Annotated in this window: 20 protein-coding genes; 10 read left to right on the top strand and 10 right to left on the bottom strand. The window is 32.8% G+C overall.

Annotation, left to right across the window (positions count from 1 at the left end; all coding sequences use genetic code 11):
* Positions 1-20: 20 nt before the first annotated feature.
* Positions 21-329 carry a hypothetical protein gene (locus tag HYY52_06040; GenBank protein MBI2996251.1) on the top strand — a complete coding sequence of 103 codons (309 nt, stop codon included), beginning with the start codon at positions 21-23 and terminating at the stop codon, positions 327-329.
* 238 nt (positions 330-567) lie between these two features.
* Here the strand turns inward: HYY52_06040 and HYY52_06035 are convergent, their stop codons facing one another.
* The 4 genes from HYY52_06035 to kdpA are packed head-to-tail and all read right to left on the bottom strand — an operon-like array spanning position 568 to position 5,628.
* Positions 568-1,278: a hypothetical protein gene (locus HYY52_06035; GenBank protein MBI2996250.1), complete on the bottom strand. Its 711-nt coding sequence runs from the start codon at positions 1,276-1,278 to the stop codon at positions 568-570.
* A gap of 7 nt (positions 1,279-1,285) precedes the next feature.
* The gene (gene kdpC / locus HYY52_06030; protein ID MBI2996249.1) at positions 1,286-1,861 is read right to left on the bottom strand and encodes a potassium-transporting ATPase subunit KdpC; all 576 of its coding nucleotides are present in this window, start codon (positions 1,859-1,861) and stop codon (positions 1,286-1,288) included.
* 17 nt (positions 1,862-1,878) lie between these two features.
* Complete coding sequence (gene kdpB / locus HYY52_06025; GenBank protein ID MBI2996248.1) at positions 1,879-3,912, bottom strand: potassium-transporting ATPase subunit KdpB; 2,034 nt, start codon at positions 3,910-3,912, stop codon at positions 1,879-1,881.
* Between the two features lie 9 nt (positions 3,913-3,921).
* A complete protein-coding gene (kdpA, locus tag HYY52_06020) occupies positions 3,922-5,628 on the bottom strand; it encodes a potassium-transporting ATPase subunit KdpA (protein MBI2996247.1) in 1,707 nt (568 codons plus the stop codon).
* Positions 5,629-5,715: 87 nt separating this feature from the next.
* Between kdpA and HYY52_06015 the strand changes: the two genes are divergently transcribed.
* The 3 genes from HYY52_06015 (at position 5,716) to HYY52_06005 (ending at position 8,664) form a co-directional block, all read left to right on the top strand.
* On the top strand, positions 5,716-6,585 hold the full coding sequence (locus tag HYY52_06015; GenBank protein MBI2996246.1) for a cation transporter: 870 nt from the start codon (positions 5,716-5,718) through the stop codon (positions 6,583-6,585).
* A gap of 75 nt (positions 6,586-6,660) precedes the next feature.
* Positions 6,661-8,274, top strand: coding sequence for a glutamine-hydrolyzing GMP synthase (guaA, locus tag HYY52_06010; GenBank protein MBI2996245.1), 1,614 nt, complete (start codon positions 6,661-6,663; stop codon positions 8,272-8,274).
* A 126-nt stretch (positions 8,275-8,400) separates the two neighbouring features.
* On the top strand, positions 8,401-8,664 hold the full coding sequence (locus HYY52_06005) for a hypothetical protein (GenBank protein MBI2996244.1): 264 nt from the start codon (positions 8,401-8,403) through the stop codon (positions 8,662-8,664).
* 13 nt (positions 8,665-8,677) lie between these two features.
* Here HYY52_06005 and HYY52_06000 read toward each other — a convergent pair whose 3' ends face one another.
* A complete protein-coding gene (locus tag HYY52_06000; GenBank protein ID MBI2996243.1) occupies positions 8,678-9,367 on the bottom strand; it encodes a zinc metallopeptidase in 690 nt (229 codons plus the stop codon).
* A 35-nt stretch (positions 9,368-9,402) separates the two neighbouring features.
* Positions 9,403-10,356, bottom strand: a complete 954-nt coding sequence (locus HYY52_05995; protein MBI2996242.1) for a methionyl-tRNA formyltransferase — start codon at positions 10,354-10,356, stop codon at positions 9,403-9,405.
* A 186-nt stretch (positions 10,357-10,542) separates the two neighbouring features.
* Between HYY52_05995 and HYY52_05990 the strand changes: the two genes are divergently transcribed.
* The 6 genes from HYY52_05990 to HYY52_05965 all read left to right on the top strand — a co-directional run bounded on the left by HYY52_05990 (position 10,543) and on the right by HYY52_05965 (position 16,102).
* Entirely contained in the window at positions 10,543-11,688 is a 1,146-nt protein-coding gene (locus HYY52_05990) for a hypothetical protein (protein ID MBI2996241.1), read from the top strand.
* Positions 11,689-11,724: 36 nt separating this feature from the next.
* Positions 11,725-12,750, top strand: coding sequence for an aspartate carbamoyltransferase catalytic subunit (locus HYY52_05985; protein MBI2996240.1), 1,026 nt, complete (start codon positions 11,725-11,727; stop codon positions 12,748-12,750).
* A gap of 100 nt (positions 12,751-12,850) precedes the next feature.
* Positions 12,851-14,032: an ATP-binding protein gene (locus HYY52_05980; protein MBI2996239.1), complete on the top strand. Its 1,182-nt coding sequence runs from the start codon at positions 12,851-12,853 to the stop codon at positions 14,030-14,032.
* Between the two features lie 48 nt (positions 14,033-14,080).
* Complete coding sequence (gene gcvPA, locus HYY52_05975; GenBank protein ID MBI2996238.1) at positions 14,081-15,505, top strand: aminomethyl-transferring glycine dehydrogenase subunit GcvPA; 1,425 nt, start codon at positions 14,081-14,083, stop codon at positions 15,503-15,505.
* A gap of 15 nt (positions 15,506-15,520) precedes the next feature.
* On the top strand, positions 15,521-15,727 hold the full coding sequence (locus HYY52_05970) for a hypothetical protein (GenBank protein MBI2996237.1): 207 nt from the start codon (positions 15,521-15,523) through the stop codon (positions 15,725-15,727).
* 12 nt (positions 15,728-15,739) lie between these two features.
* Entirely contained in the window at positions 15,740-16,102 is a 363-nt protein-coding gene (locus HYY52_05965; protein ID MBI2996236.1) for a hypothetical protein, read from the top strand.
* Here the strand turns inward: HYY52_05965 and HYY52_05960 are convergent.
* The 4 genes from HYY52_05960 to HYY52_05945 all read right to left on the bottom strand — a co-directional run bounded on the left by HYY52_05960 (position 16,097) and on the right by HYY52_05945 (position 19,146).
* Positions 16,097-16,942 carry a HEAT repeat domain-containing protein gene (locus HYY52_05960; protein MBI2996235.1) on the bottom strand — a complete coding sequence of 282 codons (846 nt, stop codon included), beginning with the start codon at positions 16,940-16,942 and terminating at the stop codon, positions 16,097-16,099. The genes HYY52_05965 and HYY52_05960 overlap by 6 nt on opposite strands.
* Before the next feature lie 24 nt (positions 16,943-16,966).
* Positions 16,967-17,440 (bottom strand): HEAT repeat domain-containing protein, encoded by a 474-nt coding sequence (locus tag HYY52_05955; GenBank protein MBI2996234.1) that lies wholly within the window; start codon positions 17,438-17,440, stop codon positions 16,967-16,969.
* Positions 17,441-17,616: 176 nt separating this feature from the next.
* Entirely contained in the window at positions 17,617-18,774 is a 1,158-nt protein-coding gene (locus HYY52_05950) for an ATP-binding protein (GenBank protein ID MBI2996233.1), read from the bottom strand.
* Positions 18,775-18,864: 90 nt separating this feature from the next.
* Positions 18,865-19,146: a hypothetical protein gene (locus HYY52_05945; protein MBI2996232.1), complete on the bottom strand. Its 282-nt coding sequence runs from the start codon at positions 19,144-19,146 to the stop codon at positions 18,865-18,867.
* Positions 19,147-19,394 lie beyond the last annotated feature (248 nt).

Raw genomic sequence — 19,394 nt, 5'->3', positions numbered from 1 at the left:
TTGCTTGTGCTACTGCACAAGTGCCGTCAGAACAACGAATAGGAGTTGCAGCAGGACAAGGGCAACTTGCTTGGGTTACTGCGCACGTTCCATCTGAACAACGAATAGGAGTTGCAGTTGGACATGTACCTGTTGAAGGACAACTTGCTTGTGCTACTGCACAAGTGCCGTCAGAACAACGAATAGGAGTTGCAGCAGGACAAGGGCAACTTGCTTGGGTTACTGCGCATGTTCCATCTGAACAACGAATAGGAGTTGCAGCAGGACAAGGACAACTTGCTTGGGTTACTGCGCACGTTCCATCTGAACATAATATTGGTGTAGCTTGAGGACACGTTTGTGCTTTTACTTCTATATTAGTTAACCAAAGTACACTGCAAATTAAAACAAAAATAGTTTTATATCTTCTCATGGTTGTCCCTTCTTTTCTCCTACAAGTTTCGTTAGACTGTTACATATTATATTGGTTTCTCTAAATAATTTTTTCTTATGCTTTATATTAGTTAACATTTTTAAATTTAAGGCTAGAAGTACAGATAACACATGATGACTTCACTAGAAAAAAAATTATATTTTTGTAAAGATTGTTGAGCTGCTAGATGATTCAGTAGTTAGTTCATATTGTGATTCATTGATCTTAGTAAGTTTTGCTGTTCTTGTAAATGATGATTCTGGGATAGATATATTTATTTCCATATTTCCATCGTTATCAATGGTTCCATATCCTCCTACTGTGCAAATAGCTTCAGAAGTAGATGTACTAAGAATAATAATAGAACCATCGCTAGCTATACTTAGTATTTTATAAATCTTACCATCGTTGAAAATATATGATCCTTGAAACTTGCTTTGCTTACTTGTGTCGTCTTTTTTTATATGCTTGGCTATTCCCTTGCCTACTACTTTGCCATTATCAGTTAATAAAACTTTTAATTTAGAACTGCTTATAGCAGAAAAACGTTGATTGAATTCATCAAAACCTTTACATGGATTAAATGACTTTATACGATTTATTTGCTCTAAATTGGAAAATGCAAATGGGAAGTCAGAATTATCCAGAAATGCATATCCTACTATGGAAATATCTGAGATTACAAACACAGAGGATGTTTTCTCAAACCTCTTTTTCTTATTTGCTTCTTTAGGCAAATAAGAAAATTTTCCTTGATAAGTACCCTCTCTTAACTCTATAGATCCCAGCTCAAAAGCTCTAGAATGTATATTGGATACTAACACTATCACTAATGCAGCAAAAAAACTAATTAACATGAGCTTCACAATGTTTTCATTGTAACATACTCAACAGTAACTCCAAATCTAAATTAAGAGTAAGCACATTTACTTTTGGTTTATCAAAAATTTTAAACTGTGGCAGCTCTGTGTTTTTGTAAATTAATTCCTGAACTTTTTCTACAGGAATACCTCGAGCTTTTGCAACTCTCAATGCTTGCAGAAAAGCTGCTTCTTGGCTTATATGAGGATCAAGCCCACTTGCTGAAGAAAGTACAATGTCAGGAGGTATAAGTAAATCATTCAGCAACATGTTTTCTTCTCTTACTTTATTTATTTGCTTTTGTACTTCTTCTAAAAGTTTTTTACTTGTTGGTCCTAAGTTACTACTACCAGAGATATCTCCTTTGTAATCGATACTTGAAGGACGACCATGAAAATATCTTGGACTTAAAAATTTTTGACCAATTAGTTTTGAACCTACTATATGGCCATCCTTTGTAATCAAGCTCCCATTTGCTTTATAGGGCCATATCAATTGTGCAATGCCAGTAATTAAAAACGGATAAATTAATCCAGTTAAAATGGTAAGTAGTAAAAATATTATTAATCCTCTTTTTATTTCTTGCATCTTTATTCTCTACTCCTTCATACTAAATGAAAGAACACAAGTAACAAATCTAATAATTTGATTACTATAAATGGCAGGAACAATCCACCAGCTCCATAAATCAGTAAATTATTAGACAATAACTTTTCTGCTTTTACTGCTTTAAAATAAACTCCTTTAAGTGCTAGTGGAATAAGCATTGGAATTATAATTGCATTAAATATAACTGCTGAAAGGATTGCACTGTGTGGTGTTGTTAAGTGCATAATGTTTAGTGAATTTAACATTGGATATTGATAGGAAAACATTGCAGGTATTATTGCAAAATATTTTGATACATCATTTGCAATACTAAATGTAGTTAATGAACCACGTGTAATAAGTATTTGTTTCCCAATTTCAACAATGCTTATTATTTTTGTAGGACTAGAATCTAAATCAATCATATTTGAAGCTTCCCTGGCTGCTTGTGTACCTGCATTCATTGCAACACCAACATCTGCTTGTGCAAGTGCAGGTGCATCATTTGTTCCATCTCCAATCATTGCAACAAGGTATCCCTTGCTTTGATATTCTCTTATTAGCTTTAACTTAATTTCAGGTTTAGCTTCACTAATAAAATCATCAACACCAGATTCTTTTGCAATAGTAGCTGCAGTAAGTGGATTATCACCAGTTATCATTACTGAACGGATTCCTAGTTTCCGCAGCTCAGATAATCTTTCTTTAATTCCATGTTTAATAATATCTTTTAGATATATCACTCCTATTGCTTTTCCTCCACTTGCAACAACAAGTGGTGTTCCTCCTTCTTTAGCAATAATTTCTACTTGTTCTTTTATCCTATTTGAAATAGAACCAGAGTGCTTAGTAACAAATTTTTCTATTGCGTCATATGCACCTTTTCGTATTTCACCATCTGCATAATCAAGCCCGCTCATTCGGGTATGAACACTAAAAGGTACAAAAAGAGCTCCATCTGGAACCTGAATATCTTTTCCCCTTACACCAAGTTTGTTTTTAGCTAGAGTTACTATACTTCTACCTTCTGCTGTTTCATCTGCCATAGAAGATAGTAATGCCATTTCAGCCAGAAAAGATTCATCTGTTCCATCACAAGGAATAAAGCTAGAAGCAATTCTATTTCCAAGAGTAATTGTTCCAGTCTTATCAAGCAAGACAACATCAACATCACCTGATGCTTCAATTGCTCTTCCGCTTATTGCAATTACATTGTTTCTAACTAATCGCTCCATCCCTGCTATCCCAATAGCTGGCAGTAGTCCACCAATTGTTGTTGGCATAAGGCATACTAAAAGTGAGATAAGAATAGTTACACTAATAGCTATGTTTAGATAGCTAGCAAAGCTGCTTAGTGTGACTATAACAACTACAAATACAACAGTCATCCCAATTAATAAAATTTCCAGAGCAACCTCACTTGGTGTTTTTTGCCTATAAGCACTTTCTACCATTGCAATCATATGGTCAAGAAAAGTGTCGCCAGGATCAGCAGTTATCCTGACTTTTATTTCACCTGAAATTACCCTTGTTCCTATTGTTACAGCATCTTTGTCACCACCTGCTTCTCTTAAGACAGCAGCAGATTCACCTGTAATTGCTGATTCATCAATAAGTGCTGCTCCATGAATAATTTCACCATCTCCTGGCATTATTTCTCCTTCATGAACTAAAACAATATCTCCTTTTCTTAAGGACATAGCAGAAATATTTTCTATGGTTCCATTTGTCAATAACTTATTTCCAAAAGTTTCAGTACGGGTTGCTTGAAGAGATCTTGCTTGTGCTTTACTTCGGCCTTCAGCAAGTGATTCTGCAAAATTAGCAAACAAGATAGTAAACCAAAGCCATAAAGCTATTTGAAAATTCAAAAAGAAACTTGCATGATTAATTATGTTTTGTACAGTTACAATAGTTGTAATTAACGCACCTATTTCAGCTACAAACATTACAATGTTTCGCCTAAGACTAAGTGGATTTAACTTAGTGAAAGATTCTTTAAAAGCTTCTATAAATAACTTGGATTCCCAAATTGTTTTGTTATTTTCCATAAGTTACTTTTAAAAAGTATTACCAAGATGCATTAACATATGCTCAAGTATTGGTCCTAGTGTTAAAACAGGAAGGTAGGTTAGTCCTCCGATAATAATAACTACTACAACTAACAGCCATACAAAAAGAGGAATGTCAGTAGTAAATGTAGCTGAACCTTTTGGTACAAAACGTTTTTGTGAAAGTGAGCCACTAATTGCAAGTGCTGGGATAAGAGTAGTAAATCTCCCGATAAGCATAGCAAGTGTACCTAGAAGATTATAAAATGGTGTGTTTGCATTTAAACCAGCAAATGCTGAGCCGTTATTTCCAGACATAGAAGCAAAAGCATAAAGAATCTCAGATAGTCCATGTGGTCCAAGATTGTTTAATGATGATAGTCCTGAGCCAATTGAAATAGCAATGCCTCCAAATATAAGTACTGATAATGGAGGTGATAAAAGACAGATAACTGCCATTAACATTTCAAATGGCTCCAGCTTTTTGCCAAGAAACTCAGGACTTCTTCCTATCATTAAACCAACAATAAACATTGTAAGGACTGCATAAATAAGTAAACCAATAAGTCCAACACCAACGCCACCAAAAATTACTTCACCAATACCCATATTAAATAAAAGAATTAATCCTGAAAGAGGAGTAAAGCTATCATGCATACTACATACTCCACCACAAGCAGTCGATGTAGTGCTATGAGCAAAAAGAACTGAAGAAATTATTCCAAATCTAACTTCTTTTCCTTCCATATTAGTTCCGCCAGTTACACCTAATTGTTTAAGCAGTGGATTTCCTTGTAATTCAAAGTAAGTTGCTATAAAAAATTCTACTAAAAACAAAATAGACATTGTTGAAAAAATTGACCATCCTTGTCTTCTGGAGTTTATCATTGCACCAAAAGTAAATGGCATTGCAATTGGTATAAGTAGCAGTGCTAAGATTCCAAGAAAGTTAGTAACTGGTGTAGGATTCTCAAATGGGTGAGCTGAGTTTGCATTAAAAAACCCACCACCATTTGTTCCTAAAAACTTTATGGCAATTTGTGATGCCACTGGACCAAGTGGTATTGTTTGGTTATTTCCTTCAAGAGTTTGTGCCATTACATAGGGCTTAAGTGATTGAATTACTCCTTCTGAAATAAAAATAAAAGCTAATATTATTGACAGTGGTAACAAGATATAAACTATCCCACGTGTTAAGTCTACGTAAAAGTTTCCAATTGTATTTATACTAGGTCTTGCAAAACCACGGATAAAAGCAATACAAACAGCAATTCCAACTGCTGCTGAAATAAAATTCTGCACAGCAAAACCAAGCATTTGTGTAAGATAGCTCATTGTTTTTTCACCACTATAAGACTGCCAATTTGTATTAGTAACAAAAGATATAGCTGCATTTAAAGCAGTATCCCATCTTACAGGACCCAAATGCTTATGATTTAAAGGTAGATAACCTTGTAGCTCCTGAAGTAAAAAAAGAAAAATAATGTTCAATACACTAAAAACTAAAAGAGAAAACATATAAGTTTTCCATGACATTTCTTTATTTGCATTAATGCCAGATATCTTATAAATTAATTTCTCAAACCACTCAAATAAAAATTTACTAAATGTGTTTTCACCTTTAAATACTTTTGCAATGTATTCTCCAAGTGGTACAGCTAGAACTAAAACAAGAAAGAAGAGTATGACAACAAATAAGATTTCGTTTATTAACATAAGCTCTTAAACTGACTTTTAAATAAAGAATTTGTTTCTTTGTAATATTAAATCGTTAATATTGAAGAGAAGAATAGTATATATGGTATGGAAAAAGGGAGTGATGCTAACAAATATTTTTTTGAAACCAAATTTGTACTTTGGGTAATTTTAATTTTAAATTTAATTGTTTTATTAATAAAAATATTTGCTGGTATTGTTACAAGGTCATTAAGTATCTTAGGAGATGCTGCACATTCTGCCAGTGACACTTTAAATAACATTGTAGGACTAGTAGTCTTAAAGTATGCATTTGAACCACCAGACAAGAAGCATCCATATGGACATGGAAAGTTTGAAACACTTGCAGCATTTGCAATTGTTGTTTTTTTAGCAGTTGCTGCAGTTGAGATAATTCAAAGTTCTGTAGATAGATTAATTCATCCTGTTAAGTTACCTTTATTTAGTCAAGAAGTTGTTTGGTTATTAATCTTGACACTGGTTTTAAATTTAATTGTTTGGACTTATGAAAGAAATAAAGGAAAAGGGTTAAAAAGTGATTTTTTGGTTGCAGATTCATCACATACTGGCTCTGATGTTTTAATTACAAGTTCTGTTTTAATCTCACAATTTCTAATTGCTCGTGAAATGTACTGGGTTGATCCTGTTGTTGCAATTGTAATTGCAGGACTTATTGGAAAAGCAGCTTATGAAATTATTATAAGTACAGTACCAATTCTTGTAGATGAAAGATGGATGGATCCAAAAGAAATTTTAAAATCTGTTTTATCTGTCAGTGGTACAACTGACTGCTACGATATTTATTCCAGGCATAGCCCACACTCTGCATATATTGAATGTACTATTAAAGTTTCACCTAAAGATCTTTATGGAGCCCATCAAATTGCTGATAAAGTAGAAGAAAAATTAAAAGAAGATTTTGGAGACTGTAAAGTTACTGTTCATATAGAGCCTTAAGGTAACATCTATGGCAATGACATGTTACACAGTACAAAACTTTTGAGCATTACTATACAATTACAAAAACAAGACATGGAACTAACTAAACAAAAAACACAAGAGCAATTAACAAAGAATAATATTGAGTTCTTGGATTCAATTATTGTTTTAGATTTTGGATCTCAGTATTCAGAACTCATTGCAAGACGTGTAAGAGAATTAAATGTTTATTCTGAATTAATTCCTTGTAGTAGAACTAAAGAAGAAATTCAAAAATTAGCACCAAAAGGAATTATTTTATCAGGTGGTCCAAATAGTGTTTATGACAAAGGTGCTCCAAATTGTGACATAGAAATTTTTAATCTTGGGATTCCAATACTTGGCGTTTGTTATGGAATGCAACTTATGACAAAAGCATTAGGCGGGAAAGTTATTCAAGCTGAAAAACATGAATATGGAAAATCAATTTTAGAAGTAAATCCAAAAGATAAATTGTTTTTAGATCTTGAGAGCAAGTTTGTAAGCTGGATGAGTCATGGAGATAGTGTAACAGAGTTACCACCAGGTTTTATAGCTAGTGCAAAAACTAAAAATACATCTTGTGCAGCAATTTCAAATCATGAAAAAAAACTTTACGGGGTGCAGTTTCATCCTGAAGTCATTCACACAATGAATGGGCAAGAAATCTTAAGGAACTTTGTAATTAATATTTGTGGAGCGAAACCATCCTGGACTATGAATAGGTTTATTGAAGACTCCATTTTTCAAATAAAAGCAAAGGTAGAAAACAAAAAAGTATTACTTGCTCTTTCAGGTGGTGTAGATAGTTCAACACTTGCTTTTTTACTTCATAAAGCAATTAGTGAAAATCTAACTTGCATGTTTATAGATCAAGGTTTCATGAGAAAAAGTGAACCTGAAAGATTGTTAACCACTTTTCAAAATGAGTTCCATATTAAAGTTCACTATGTAAATGCAATAGATCGATTTATTAATGCACTTAAAGGAATTATTGATCCAGAAGAAAAAAGAAAAATAATAGGCAGAGAGTTTATAAGAGTTTTTGAAGAAGAATCTAAAAAAATTGGGCCTTTTGATTATTTAGCTCAAGGAACGCTTTATCCTGATGTAATTGAATCTGCAGGTTCAAGCACAGATCTAAAAACTGGTGAAAGAGTTGCAGTAAAAATAAAGTCTCACCATAATGTAGGTGGATTACCTGTAGACTTACAGTTCAAATTAATTGAACCATTTAGAAAATTATTTAAGGATGAGGTTAGAAAAGTAGCTAAACAACTTGGTGTACCTAAAAGAATAATTGAAAGACATCCTTTTCCTGGACCTGGTTTAGCAATTAGAATAATTGGTGAAGTAACTAAAGAAAGATTAAAAATACTTCGTGAAGCAGATTCAATAATTCGCGATGAAATAAATAAAGCAGGTTTATATAATTCAGTGTGGCAAGTTTTTGGGGTTCTTTTACCAGTAGTTCAAAGTGTAGGTGTTATGGGAGATAAAAGAACATATTTAAATCCAATAGTCTTACGTGCAATAACAAGTGAAGATGGGATGACTGCAGACTGGGCAAAATTACCTTATGATGTTTTAGAAAAAATCAGTACCCGTCTTGTAAATGAAGTTAGTGGAATAAATAGAGTAGTATACGACATAACTTCTAAACCACCATCAACTATTGAGTGGGAGTAAACCCATTTTTAAAATAAGGGTTAAAAAACTCCCCCATTTGATGGATGTGATACCCCTGAGTCAATCTAGATTAGTTTAATTTTAAGAATTTTTGTCTATATATTTATTAACCATAAGGAGAAGGCTATGAATTTAAGGCTTTTAACAACACTCTTTCTAGGAATATTATTTCTATATTCAAGTAGTCAGTTAACTTTTTCAAAAACACCAGATGAAGAATGCACAGATGCTACAACAAATATCCAAGGTTCTACATGCAAAGCCTGTGGTGACTGTGCAGTAATTACACTTAGAACAGGTGAAAAGCTTTACAAAAAATGTAATGAATATCAATGTGACTTAGCTAATAGTCCAGAAGAATGTTCAGACCCTACTTGTGCTAGTGAGTAAGAATGAATAAGATTTAATTTCTACTTCTATTACTAAACAAAATTATTGCCCAGCGTAAGATTTCTATTAAGCTAAATAATGCAGCTGCTACATAAGTGAATGCACATGCTTTAAGAATTTTACTTGCATTTTCTTTTTCATCTGGTGATATGTATCCTGAACCTTCTAAAACTGGCACAGCACGAGCAAAGCTTGCATCAAGTTCTACTGGAAGAGTAATTAATTGGAAAAAGAAAATTCCAGTGTACATTAAAAGCCCAATAAGAGCTGTGAGTTTCCAAATAGGGCCTGCTAAAAATGCAGTTAGCATTAAACTAAACATTAGTAAATAAGGGCCAAACTGACATATTTGCACAATTGGTGTAATTGCTGTCCTTAACTTCATAAAACCATAATTTTCTGCATCTTGAATCGCATGTCCACATTCATGTGCAGCTACTGTTACTGCAGTTAAGGATCTTCCGTTATAAAAATTTTCACTAAGTCTTACTGCTTTTGCTAATGGATCATAGTGATCACCTTGATTTGTTGTTTCAACTACAACATTATTTAAACCATTTCTATTTAAAATTTCTCTTGCAATTTCAGCACCAGTTCTTCCAATAGTTGATGGTTCATTCGCATACTTACTTAGTGTGCTTCTAACCCAAAGCTGTGGAAGAATGATTAATAAAATTCCAGTTATCCAAAGTAACGTTAACATTTTTCTTACCCTCCATACTTATCATTATACGCAACTTACTCAAACTTATCTCCTACTTTTATTCTTGCCCCATTAGCCCAATCTTTAGCATTAACAATTTTTTTATTTTCTGATTGTAGCTTATATATATTGATATACCCATCATTAGTTTTTACTTTTAGATAATCAGATATTTCTGTTATTGTTCCGGAGAGAATTTTTTGTTGATCGTCCGTAGCAGAGACGCGATTCATCGCGTCTCTGCTAGCCCATAATTTAATTATTTTCCCATGATAATATGTAAACGCAGAAGGCCATGGCTGAAGACCACGAATCTTGTTATGAATTTCTTGTGCTGTTTTACTCCAGTCAATTAATCCTAATTCTTTTTTTAGCATTGGTGCTTTTGTAGCCTTTGAATCATCCTGCGAAATAAATTTTGCTCCACCATCTTTAATTAGCTCAAGTGCTTTAATGAGAGAACTTGCACCAAGCATGCTTAATTTTTTTGATAACTCGCTAGAAGTCTCATCATCATTTATCTCACACTTTTCTTGTAAAATAATTGGCCCTGAATCAAGACCAACAGTGGTTTTCATAATTGTAATTCCTGTTTCTTTTTCACCACTTAAAATTGCCCAGTTTATTGGTGCAGCTCCTCTGTATTTTGGTAAAAGAGATGCATGAACATTTATTACACCGAGAGTAGGAATATCTAAAATCTCTTGGCTTAAAATCTGTCCAAATGCACATGTAATCATAATTTCTGGCTTGAGGTCCTTTATTTTTTGAATAACATCTTCTTCTTTTGCAATCTTCTTAGTCTGAAGACAAAGTAAGTTATGTTCTTTAGCAAATTTTTTTACAGGAGGTTCTTGAATTTCTTTTCCTCGTCCTGCTTCTTTATCCGTTTGAGTACAAATAGCAATTAACTCAATCCAAAAAGTTTTAATTAAAGCTTCAAGTGAAGGAATTGCAAAATCTGGTGTACCTAAAAATATTACTTTCATTTTCTTTACCACTTACTTATATTTTTTTAATTCTTTTGAAAGAGTACTTTACAAAGCTTATTGTACTTTTATTTTTGTTCACAAACACTAGTCAAATATAGGGATATACATAACATAATCATCTTAATCGTACCAAGAGTAATATCTCTGAAAAAGTTAAGGTTACTAAATTAAAAAATAAAAAATATGATTCAAACAAAGGGTGTAACCCCAAGTATTTACTTTACTCCTAATGCCGGGAATTTAATTTATCCTAACTTTAATAAAATATGCGAATGGTTTTCTGGAACAGATAAAGTATGTAGTGAAAATGGTTATTCAGAACTTGCAATTAAAACAAAAGGACTTATTTTAAACTCTGCAAAGTCATTGTGGTTTTTACATTCACCACTACAATTTCTTGGACTATTTAATGAAAGCTTCAACAAACTTGCAAAAGCCTGGTATGGAACCATATGGCCTGCTGTTTATACTGGTTATAGACCACTAGCACCTAATAGAAGAACGCTTGAAGGTAACAGTGCACCAGATATAGTAAAAACTTTGTTCAATGTAAATGAGCACTTAAGAGTTTGGGCAGGATCTCTTGTAAGTATTTTTTATGGTGGCGGTGGGCTTGGAATGGTTGCTGGCTGGCTTACAAAAAATGATGATTTTTTTGATAAGTCATTTAAGTTTTATCAAGAGTGGATGTTAAATCAAAACTTTATATTTGGTCTTATGAACTTAAATAATTTATGGCTTAGAAAATATAACAAGTCTCAGGTACAAAAAGCTCATCATCCGGATAACACACTTAGAGCTTACGCAGAATTATTTGATGGATTTACTTTAATCCCAAATGCAATTACAAGGTCACTAGCAACTTGTAGATTATTCGGAGTAGAACTTAGTGATGGGTTATGTAAAACAATTGACACTTTAGGATTTACAAATTATGCAACATGGGCTTACAGGTATGGCTCATTAAAAGGAGAGAAAGAAGAAGGTGGAGATCTCTTGTCAGTTAGTGAGGATTTAAAAGGAACAAGTAAAAAAATTGATGAGACACTTTATAATACCCAAAAGTTTGGAAGTAGAGTATTTAGATTTTTATGTGCACCACTTTCACTTGGAGCAGCATTTTTCAGAGCCATTGGTAATGATGAACTATCTAAAACGTTTTGGAAATTAGAAGGAATAGTTGAAAAGCTTCAAACAGCAACTGGTTCATGGGGTATAAGAGAAACCTGGATGAAGCAAACTGTAAAAGAAAAAGCAAGAACTGAAGATGATAACTTACTAGATGAATGTAAAGCACCTAAAGAAGCACGCAAACCATGCTATGTTTAAAACTTGTATAATAATTCTACTAATTAACTTAAAGAAATGAAAAGAAGCAAAGAAGCAGAGAAGAAAGAAGAAAAAAACATTCAACTTGAAGACTTTGACATTGAGATTTTAAAGAAAGAAGATTTTAACTGGACAAGAAAAAGTTTACTTACTACAAAGGATTTATCAGTTGAAGAAATTAATTTAATTTTAAATACAGCTAAGTCATTTTCAGAAATACTTACACGAGCTGTTAAAAAGGTCCCTACTCTTAGAGGAAAAGTAGTAATTAATTTATTTTATGAAAATAGTACAAGGACTAGATCAAGCTTTGAATTAGCAGGTAAGTATTTATCAGCTGATGTTACTAATTTTTCAATATCAACTTCTTCTGTTCAAAAAGGCGAGACACTTCAAGATACTGCACAAACATTAATCCAGATGGGAGCTGATGCAGTAATAATCAGGCATCCACATTCTGGAGTTCCATATCAATTGTCAAAATACCTGCCTACAAACATTTCATTAATAAATGCAGGAGATGGATCCAATGAACATCCTACTCAGGCATTGCTTGATTTATATACAATTAAAGAAGTATTTAATGATTTAAAAAATAAAAAAATAGCAATTGTAGGTGATGTTTTGCATAGCAGAGTTGCAAGATCAAACATATGGCTATTACAAAAATTTGGAATGGATATTCATCTTTGTGGCCCACCAACCTTATTGCCTCAAACATTTAGTGAGTTCGGGACAAAAATACATTGGGATTTAAAAAATGCAATTTCAGATGCAGATATAATTATGGTTTTAAGATTACAAACAGAAAGACAAAGTAAAGGTTTAATTCCTTCACTTGATGAATACAACAGACTTTATGGGTTAGACCATGATAAATTAAAGCTTGCTAAAAAAGACGTAAAGGTTCTACATCCGGGCCCTATGAATAGAGGAATTGAGATTACATCAGAATTAGCTGATGATGTAAAATATTCTTTAATTAATCAACAAGTATCAAATGGTGTTGCAGTAAGAATGGCACTTTTATATCTACTTATCTTTGCGTCAAATAAAAATTGAGTAAGAGTAGGAGTCAGATCTGCAGATCTAACCCCTACTTGTTTCTGGGGATCTTGTAATTCGCTGATTAATTTAACGTTTTACATGGTATAATGCTGCTATGGATAACGATTTGCAGAATATACTGTATAAAAGGGAATTAAAAGTTAGTAAGAAATATAGTTTTTTTCTATTTGGTCCGAGACAAGTTGGAAAAAGCACCTTTTTAAAACAAGAGTTTAAAGAATTAGAAACACTTTATTATGATTTTTTGAAAAATGAAGAATATATAAAGTACAGCTCAGATACCACGCTGTTTAGAAAAGAAATCATTCATAGAAACAAATCCAAAAAATATATTATTGTAGACGAGGTCCAAAGAATACCTGAAATTTTAAATGAAGTTCATTACCTGCTAGAAAATATTGACAGTCCACCTTTATTTTGTTTAAGTGGTAGTAGTGCAAGAAAATTAAAACGTTTTGATTCAAACATGCTCGGTGGAAGAGCACTTACATTGTATATGTATCCCTTAAGCTATAGAGAAATTGGCAGTAATTTGAATCTTGAAAAAGCACTTAGATTTGGCACACTCCCTAAAATTTATTCTGAGGAAAACTTAGAATTTTGCAAGGATCTGCTTCGCTCATATACAGAAACATACTTACAGCAAGAGATTAAAGCAGAAGCATTAATTAGAAATATTAATGGGTTTATAAGATTTTTAAAAATTGCAGCTGAAAATAATGGAGAAATAATAAATTGTACAAATATTGGAAGAGAAACAGGGAATGACAGAAATACTGTAAGAGAATTTTTCCAAGTATTGGAAGATACATTAATTGGATTTTATTTATTCCCATTTTCAAAATCTGCACGTAAAAGGCTGGTTTCTCATCCCAAGTTTTATTTTTTTGATACCGGTGTAACAAGAGCGTTGCAAGGGAAATTAAATCTGGATATTCAATCAGGTAGCTCTGAATTTGGAAAAGTATTCGAACATTTTTTAATTCTTGAATTAATTAAATTCTCTAAATTACACAAAAAAGATATGGAGTTTAGCTTTTATCGAACATCTGCAGGTGCAGAAGTAGATATAATAATTGAGATGCCTGGAAAACAAAGACATGCAGTAGAAATAAAAGCTAGCACTAATCCTTCTTTAAGTAATTTGAAAGGATTAAAATCATTTTTAGACATAGATTCAAAAGTAAAATTAATCTGTGCTTCTCTTGTAACAAAAAAATATGTGGATGGTGGGATTACAATTATTCCATGGCAAGAATTGTTTGAGCTTTTATAGAACTTATAATATTGACAATTGAGAATTGACAATTAATAATTGATAGTTATGGAAACAACAATTACGAAAGAAGAAAAAATTAAAACTCTAAAAGCTACAAGACCAATACCATATCTTCCACATACTGATGAAGATAGAAAAGAAATGCTTAACTTCTTAAGAAAGGATTCAATTGAAGATTTATTAAAAGGGATCCCAAAAGAACTTAAAAATTTTGAGCTTAATTTGCCAAGTGGAAAATCTGAACTTGAAATAATTAATGAGTTTAAAAAGTTTTCATCAAAAAATTTACCTTTACATAAACAAATATCATTTTGTGGAGGCGGTGCAACTTATAGATTTATACCAAGCGTTGTAAATGAGGTGATTTCAAAAAGTGAATTCTACACAGCTTATACCCCTTATCAACCAGAGGCAAGTCAAGGTACTCTGCAAGCAATATACGAGTTTCAAACACTTATATGTAATTTAACAAGTATGGATGTTGCAAATGCTTCTGTCTATGATGGTGCAACTGCTGTAATTGAAGCAGCTTTAATGGCATGCAGAATAACAAAACGAAAAAAAATACTTATTTCAAAAAATATAAATCCTGAAGCAATTGCTGTATGTAAAAGTTATGCCTGGGGTGCAAACTTAGAACTACAACTTGTAGACTTTGACAACACTAAAGGTACGCTTGACTTAAATCATTTAACAAAACTAATTGATGAAAACACTGCTTGCTTAGCAGTATCATATCCAAACTTTGCAGGTTGCATTGAACCACTTAACGACATTATCGAAATTGTACATAATAAGGGAGCACTACTTATTACTTCAGTTGACTTAATAAGTCTTGCAATATTAAAACCTCCAGGCGAATTTGAGGTAGACATAGTTACTGGGGATGGCCAAGCATTGGGAAATCATTTAAACTATGGGGGCCCACATATTGGTTTCATAGCATGTAAAAAAGAATTTACAAGACAACTCCCCGGGAAAATAGTTGGACTTACTAAAGATTTAAAAGGAAATAGAGCATTTACTTTAACTTTACAAACACGTGAGCAACATATTAGACGTGAGCATGCTACAAGCAATATTTGTACTAATCAATCTCTCAATGCACTTGCAGTTTTAGTTTACTTAACATACATGGGCCCATTTGGTTTAAGGAGAATTGCTGAAATATCATGTAGCTATGCCCACTATTTAGCCAGTGAACTAGAAAAGATCAGCATAAAACCTAATAAAAACTGTCATCTTGCATTTACAGCACCATTTTTTAATGAGTTCATATTAGAAATACCAATAAGTGCTTCAGAGTTTATATCTAAGCTTACTGAAAAGAATATACTTCCAGGACTTGACTTAAATGGGATAGACGGTTATAAAACAAGCCAGGTGTTAATTGCAGTAACTGAGATGAATGATATGGAACAAATAAATTACTTTATTGAAAACGTAAAAAAAATTTTTTCTAAGAATTGATAGTGGAGGATATTTATGGCTTTAAATAAATCAAATATTATTGACATAGCATCAGACTGGTCACTAGAATCTGGAGAATTAAAAGCAGCCATTGGCCGTGCACTTATGGCAATCAGTGATGCAATTGATTCAATTGAAGCTCAAAACGATGATGAGCTAATTGATGGGTTAGAAGAAATTGCAAGCGAGTTGTATGAACTTGTAGAAGAACAAGAGGAATAAAATTATAGTTTCATGGATTCTACTAGTAAGGTTTTAATATCAAAACCTCGAAGACAAAAATCTGACGAGAACGGTTACAAGCTAGGTTCTTTGCTTCTTCAAAATAAGTTTATGGACTTGTTAGAAGACAAGACTACTCACCCTTTAAGTAAACAAACAATTTTTGCTCTTTTTTCTCTCATAAAAGAGTGTCTAGATAAAAAAGGGATAAGCCTTGAGTTACTTGATGGTAGAAAACCTTTAGATGAAGCCACGGTAAGTGATCTTGCTGTCTTTATGTCAATTAAAGGAAATAAAAGAATTTTAAATTTAGCTATTCAGCTTTTAAGAAATGATCCTGCGGTACAAAAAGAGGTTCAATCTAAAGCTTTATGATTTTCCTTTTTCAATTTCTCCAAGAGCAAATGCTGCATATTTTCTAACATATTCATTGTTGTCTTTTAAAGCCTCAGTTAATGCAGAAACTGCCTGGGCAGCTTCTTTTCCAATTTCCCCAAGAGCAAATGCTACATATTCTCTAACACGTCCACTTTTATCTTTTAATAAAGCCTCAGCTAATGCAGAGACTGCCGGGGCAGCTTCTTTTCCAATTTCCCCAAGAGCAAATGCTACATATTCTCTAACATGTTCATTGTTGTCTTTTAAAGCCTTGATTAATACAGGGATTGCCGGGACTGCTTCTTTTCCAATTTCCCCAAGAGCATTTGCTGCCCATTTACGAACATCTCCATCTTTATCTTTTAAAGCCTCGATTAATGCAGGGACTACTATCTGAGGGGCTTCTTTTCCAATTTCCCCAAGAGCATTTGCTGCATCTTCACAAACACATTCACTTTTATCTTTTAAAGCCTCAGCTAATGTAGGGACTGCCGGGGCAGCTTCTTTTCCAATTCCCCCAAGAGCAAATGCTGCTTCTGCACGAACATATTTATCTTCATCTTTTTTTAAAGCCTTAGTTAATGCAGGGACTGCCGGGGCTGCTTCTTCTTTTCCAATTCCTCCAAGAGCAATTGCTGCATTTATTCGAACATGCACATCGTTATCTTTTAAATCTTTAATATGTTCTTGCACTTTATAATTAACACTGCTTCTAATGCCACCTCCAGTTAAATCAGTTTCATCACTATGGTGTAAGTGTAAGCTTGGGTTTGGGCCACTTTTACTTTCAACACCTGAGCGGTTAAATTGACTTTCTATTGCTCCTCTAATAATCATTTCTTGCCTCCTTTAAATTATGCTTCAATAGTTACTTGTGTAAAAAGATATCTGGTTTTTTTCTGCACCAATTTTCTCAAGAGCAAATGCTGCCCATCTACGAACATCTTCACTGGTATCTTTTAAAGCCTCGATTAATGCAGGGACTGCGGAGGCTGCTTCTCCTTCAATTTCTCCAAGAGCAAATGCTGCATTTATTCGAACATATTTACTTTCATCTTTTAAAGCCTTAATTAATGCAGGAACTGCCAGGGCAGCTTCTTTTCCAATTCCCCCAAGAGCAATTGCTGCATTTATTCGAACATGCACATCTTTATCTTTTAAATCTTTAATATATTTTTGCACTTTAGAACTAACACTGCTTCTAATGCCACCTCCAGTTGAATCAGTTTCATCACTATGGTGTAAGTGTAAGCCCGGTTTTGGGCCACTTTTACTTTCAAAATGCAAATGGTTAAATGGATTTATTTCTACTCCTGTTACTCCTTTAATGATCATTTTTGCCTCCTTGAATATTATTCTTTAATAACCAGTTTATAAATAGAATATCAAATCTTGCTCCTCTAAAAGATTAAATCTTTCTAAGCTTTCTTGCTCGAATGATAAAAAAATTATAAAGATTTTCTAATCTCTGTACTTGAAATGTTTATTCAATATGTGCGAATAGAATGCCATTAAGCCATTAGCTCATCATTCCATAGTTTTTCAATAAAACTTTTATAGCCTAAAATTAAAATGTTATCACTTGTCATTCTATCTGCATCACTAAGCGAAACAACTATTCTTTTTTTAACTGACTTATAATCTTTTACTAATTCTCTCAAGCCTTTTAAATCATTATCAGTAATATATTCTTTGCTTTTTGCCTCAATAGCATATTCCATGTTGTTTATAATGAAATCTACTTCTACACCAGTAGTAAGTCTCCAATAACTAAAATCATAAAATTTATCTTTATAAGAATTATACGCACTTAATTCATGAAAGACCCAGTTCTCAAACGCTTTTCCAAATAGCTCTGATTTAGGAACAATTTTTCCTCTTCTTGCCAATGTATTAACTACCCCGACATCATAGAAATAAAATTTTGGCGCTTGTATAATTCTTCTTTTAGGTCTCTTAGTATAGGCATTTAGAAACCTTCCAAGAAGTGTATCTATCAATATTTGAAAATGTTCTTTAACAGTAAAGCTTGAAACAGCACATTCTCGCGCAATGTTAGTAAAGCTAATGATTTCAGTATCACTCAAAGAAACAATTTCTAAAAAATTTGAAAAGCCAGGTATATTTCTTACTATGCCCTCTTCTGCAATTTCTTCTTTTAAATAATCTGTTATATAAGAATGTAAAAGTTTTTTTGGACCACTGGTTAAATAATGTCTTGGTAGATAACCGTTATTAAGCATGTTTATTAAATCGAATTCTGTACCTAACTCATTTGCACTAAAACCAAATAGCTCATATCTTATAGCTCTTCCACCTAAAAGATTTGCATGTCCACGTTTTAATTTTCTAGCGCTACTACCACAAAGGGAAAATCTAATTCCAAGATTTTCAATCATCCAATGAACTTCATCTAAAAGCATTGGAACTTTTTGGATTTCATCAATTACAACAGGGCTAATAATCTGTCCTTTTTTTGCTACAATTTCTTCTCTTAGTAAATGAGGCTTGTTTAAATACTTTATGTAAACATTAGCATTTAACAAATCTACATACCTTGAGTCAGGATATGTAGCTTTTAGTAGTGAGCTTTTCCCTGTTTGCCTCGGCCCCCATAAAAAAAAGCTGATCTTAGGTTTTTTTTCTAATTTTAAACCTCGTTTTATCATGAATATTTTAGGTACCACTTCATATCTTCATGATATAACATACCACAAATTCAATATTTAACTACTTCTCTTATAACCATTTCTTTTCTTTTATTTCATTTGCTCAATAGTTCTGATCAATGCTTCAATTACTTCACTGGGCTTTTCTTTTCCAATTCTCCCAAGAGCAAGTGCTGCCCATTTACGAACATCTCTATCTCCATTTAAATCTTTAATATATTTTTGCACTTTAGAACTAACACTGCTTCTAATGCCACCTCCAGTTGAATCAGTTTCATCACTATGGTGTAAGTGTAGGCCCAGTTTTGGGCCACTTTTACTTTCAACACCTAAGCGGTTAAATTGACTTTCTGTTGCTCCTCCAATAATCATTTCTTGCCTCCTTGAATATATTCTTTAATAACCAGTTTATAAATAGAATATCAAACCTTGCTCCTCTAAAAGATTAAATCTTTTTAAGCTTTCTTGCAATCTTGTAACGTCATTCAGACTGTGTCATAAAGGAAGATTTTATTAGAATCAAGGATTAAAATTTAATAGGTGTAAGAAAAGATAGGAGTTAACGAGATGGCACTAATATGCGGTAACAGAGAACAGATAAACTTTCTACCAAAAAGTAT

The organism is Candidatus Melainabacteria bacterium, assembly GCA_016193285.1.
GTDB lineage: Bacteria > Cyanobacteriota > Vampirovibrionia > 2-02-FULL-35-15 > 2-02-FULL-35-15 > JACPSL01.
The sequence above is the reverse complement of the archived record's forward strand: the minus strand, read 5'-3'. Positions and strand labels throughout refer to the sequence as shown.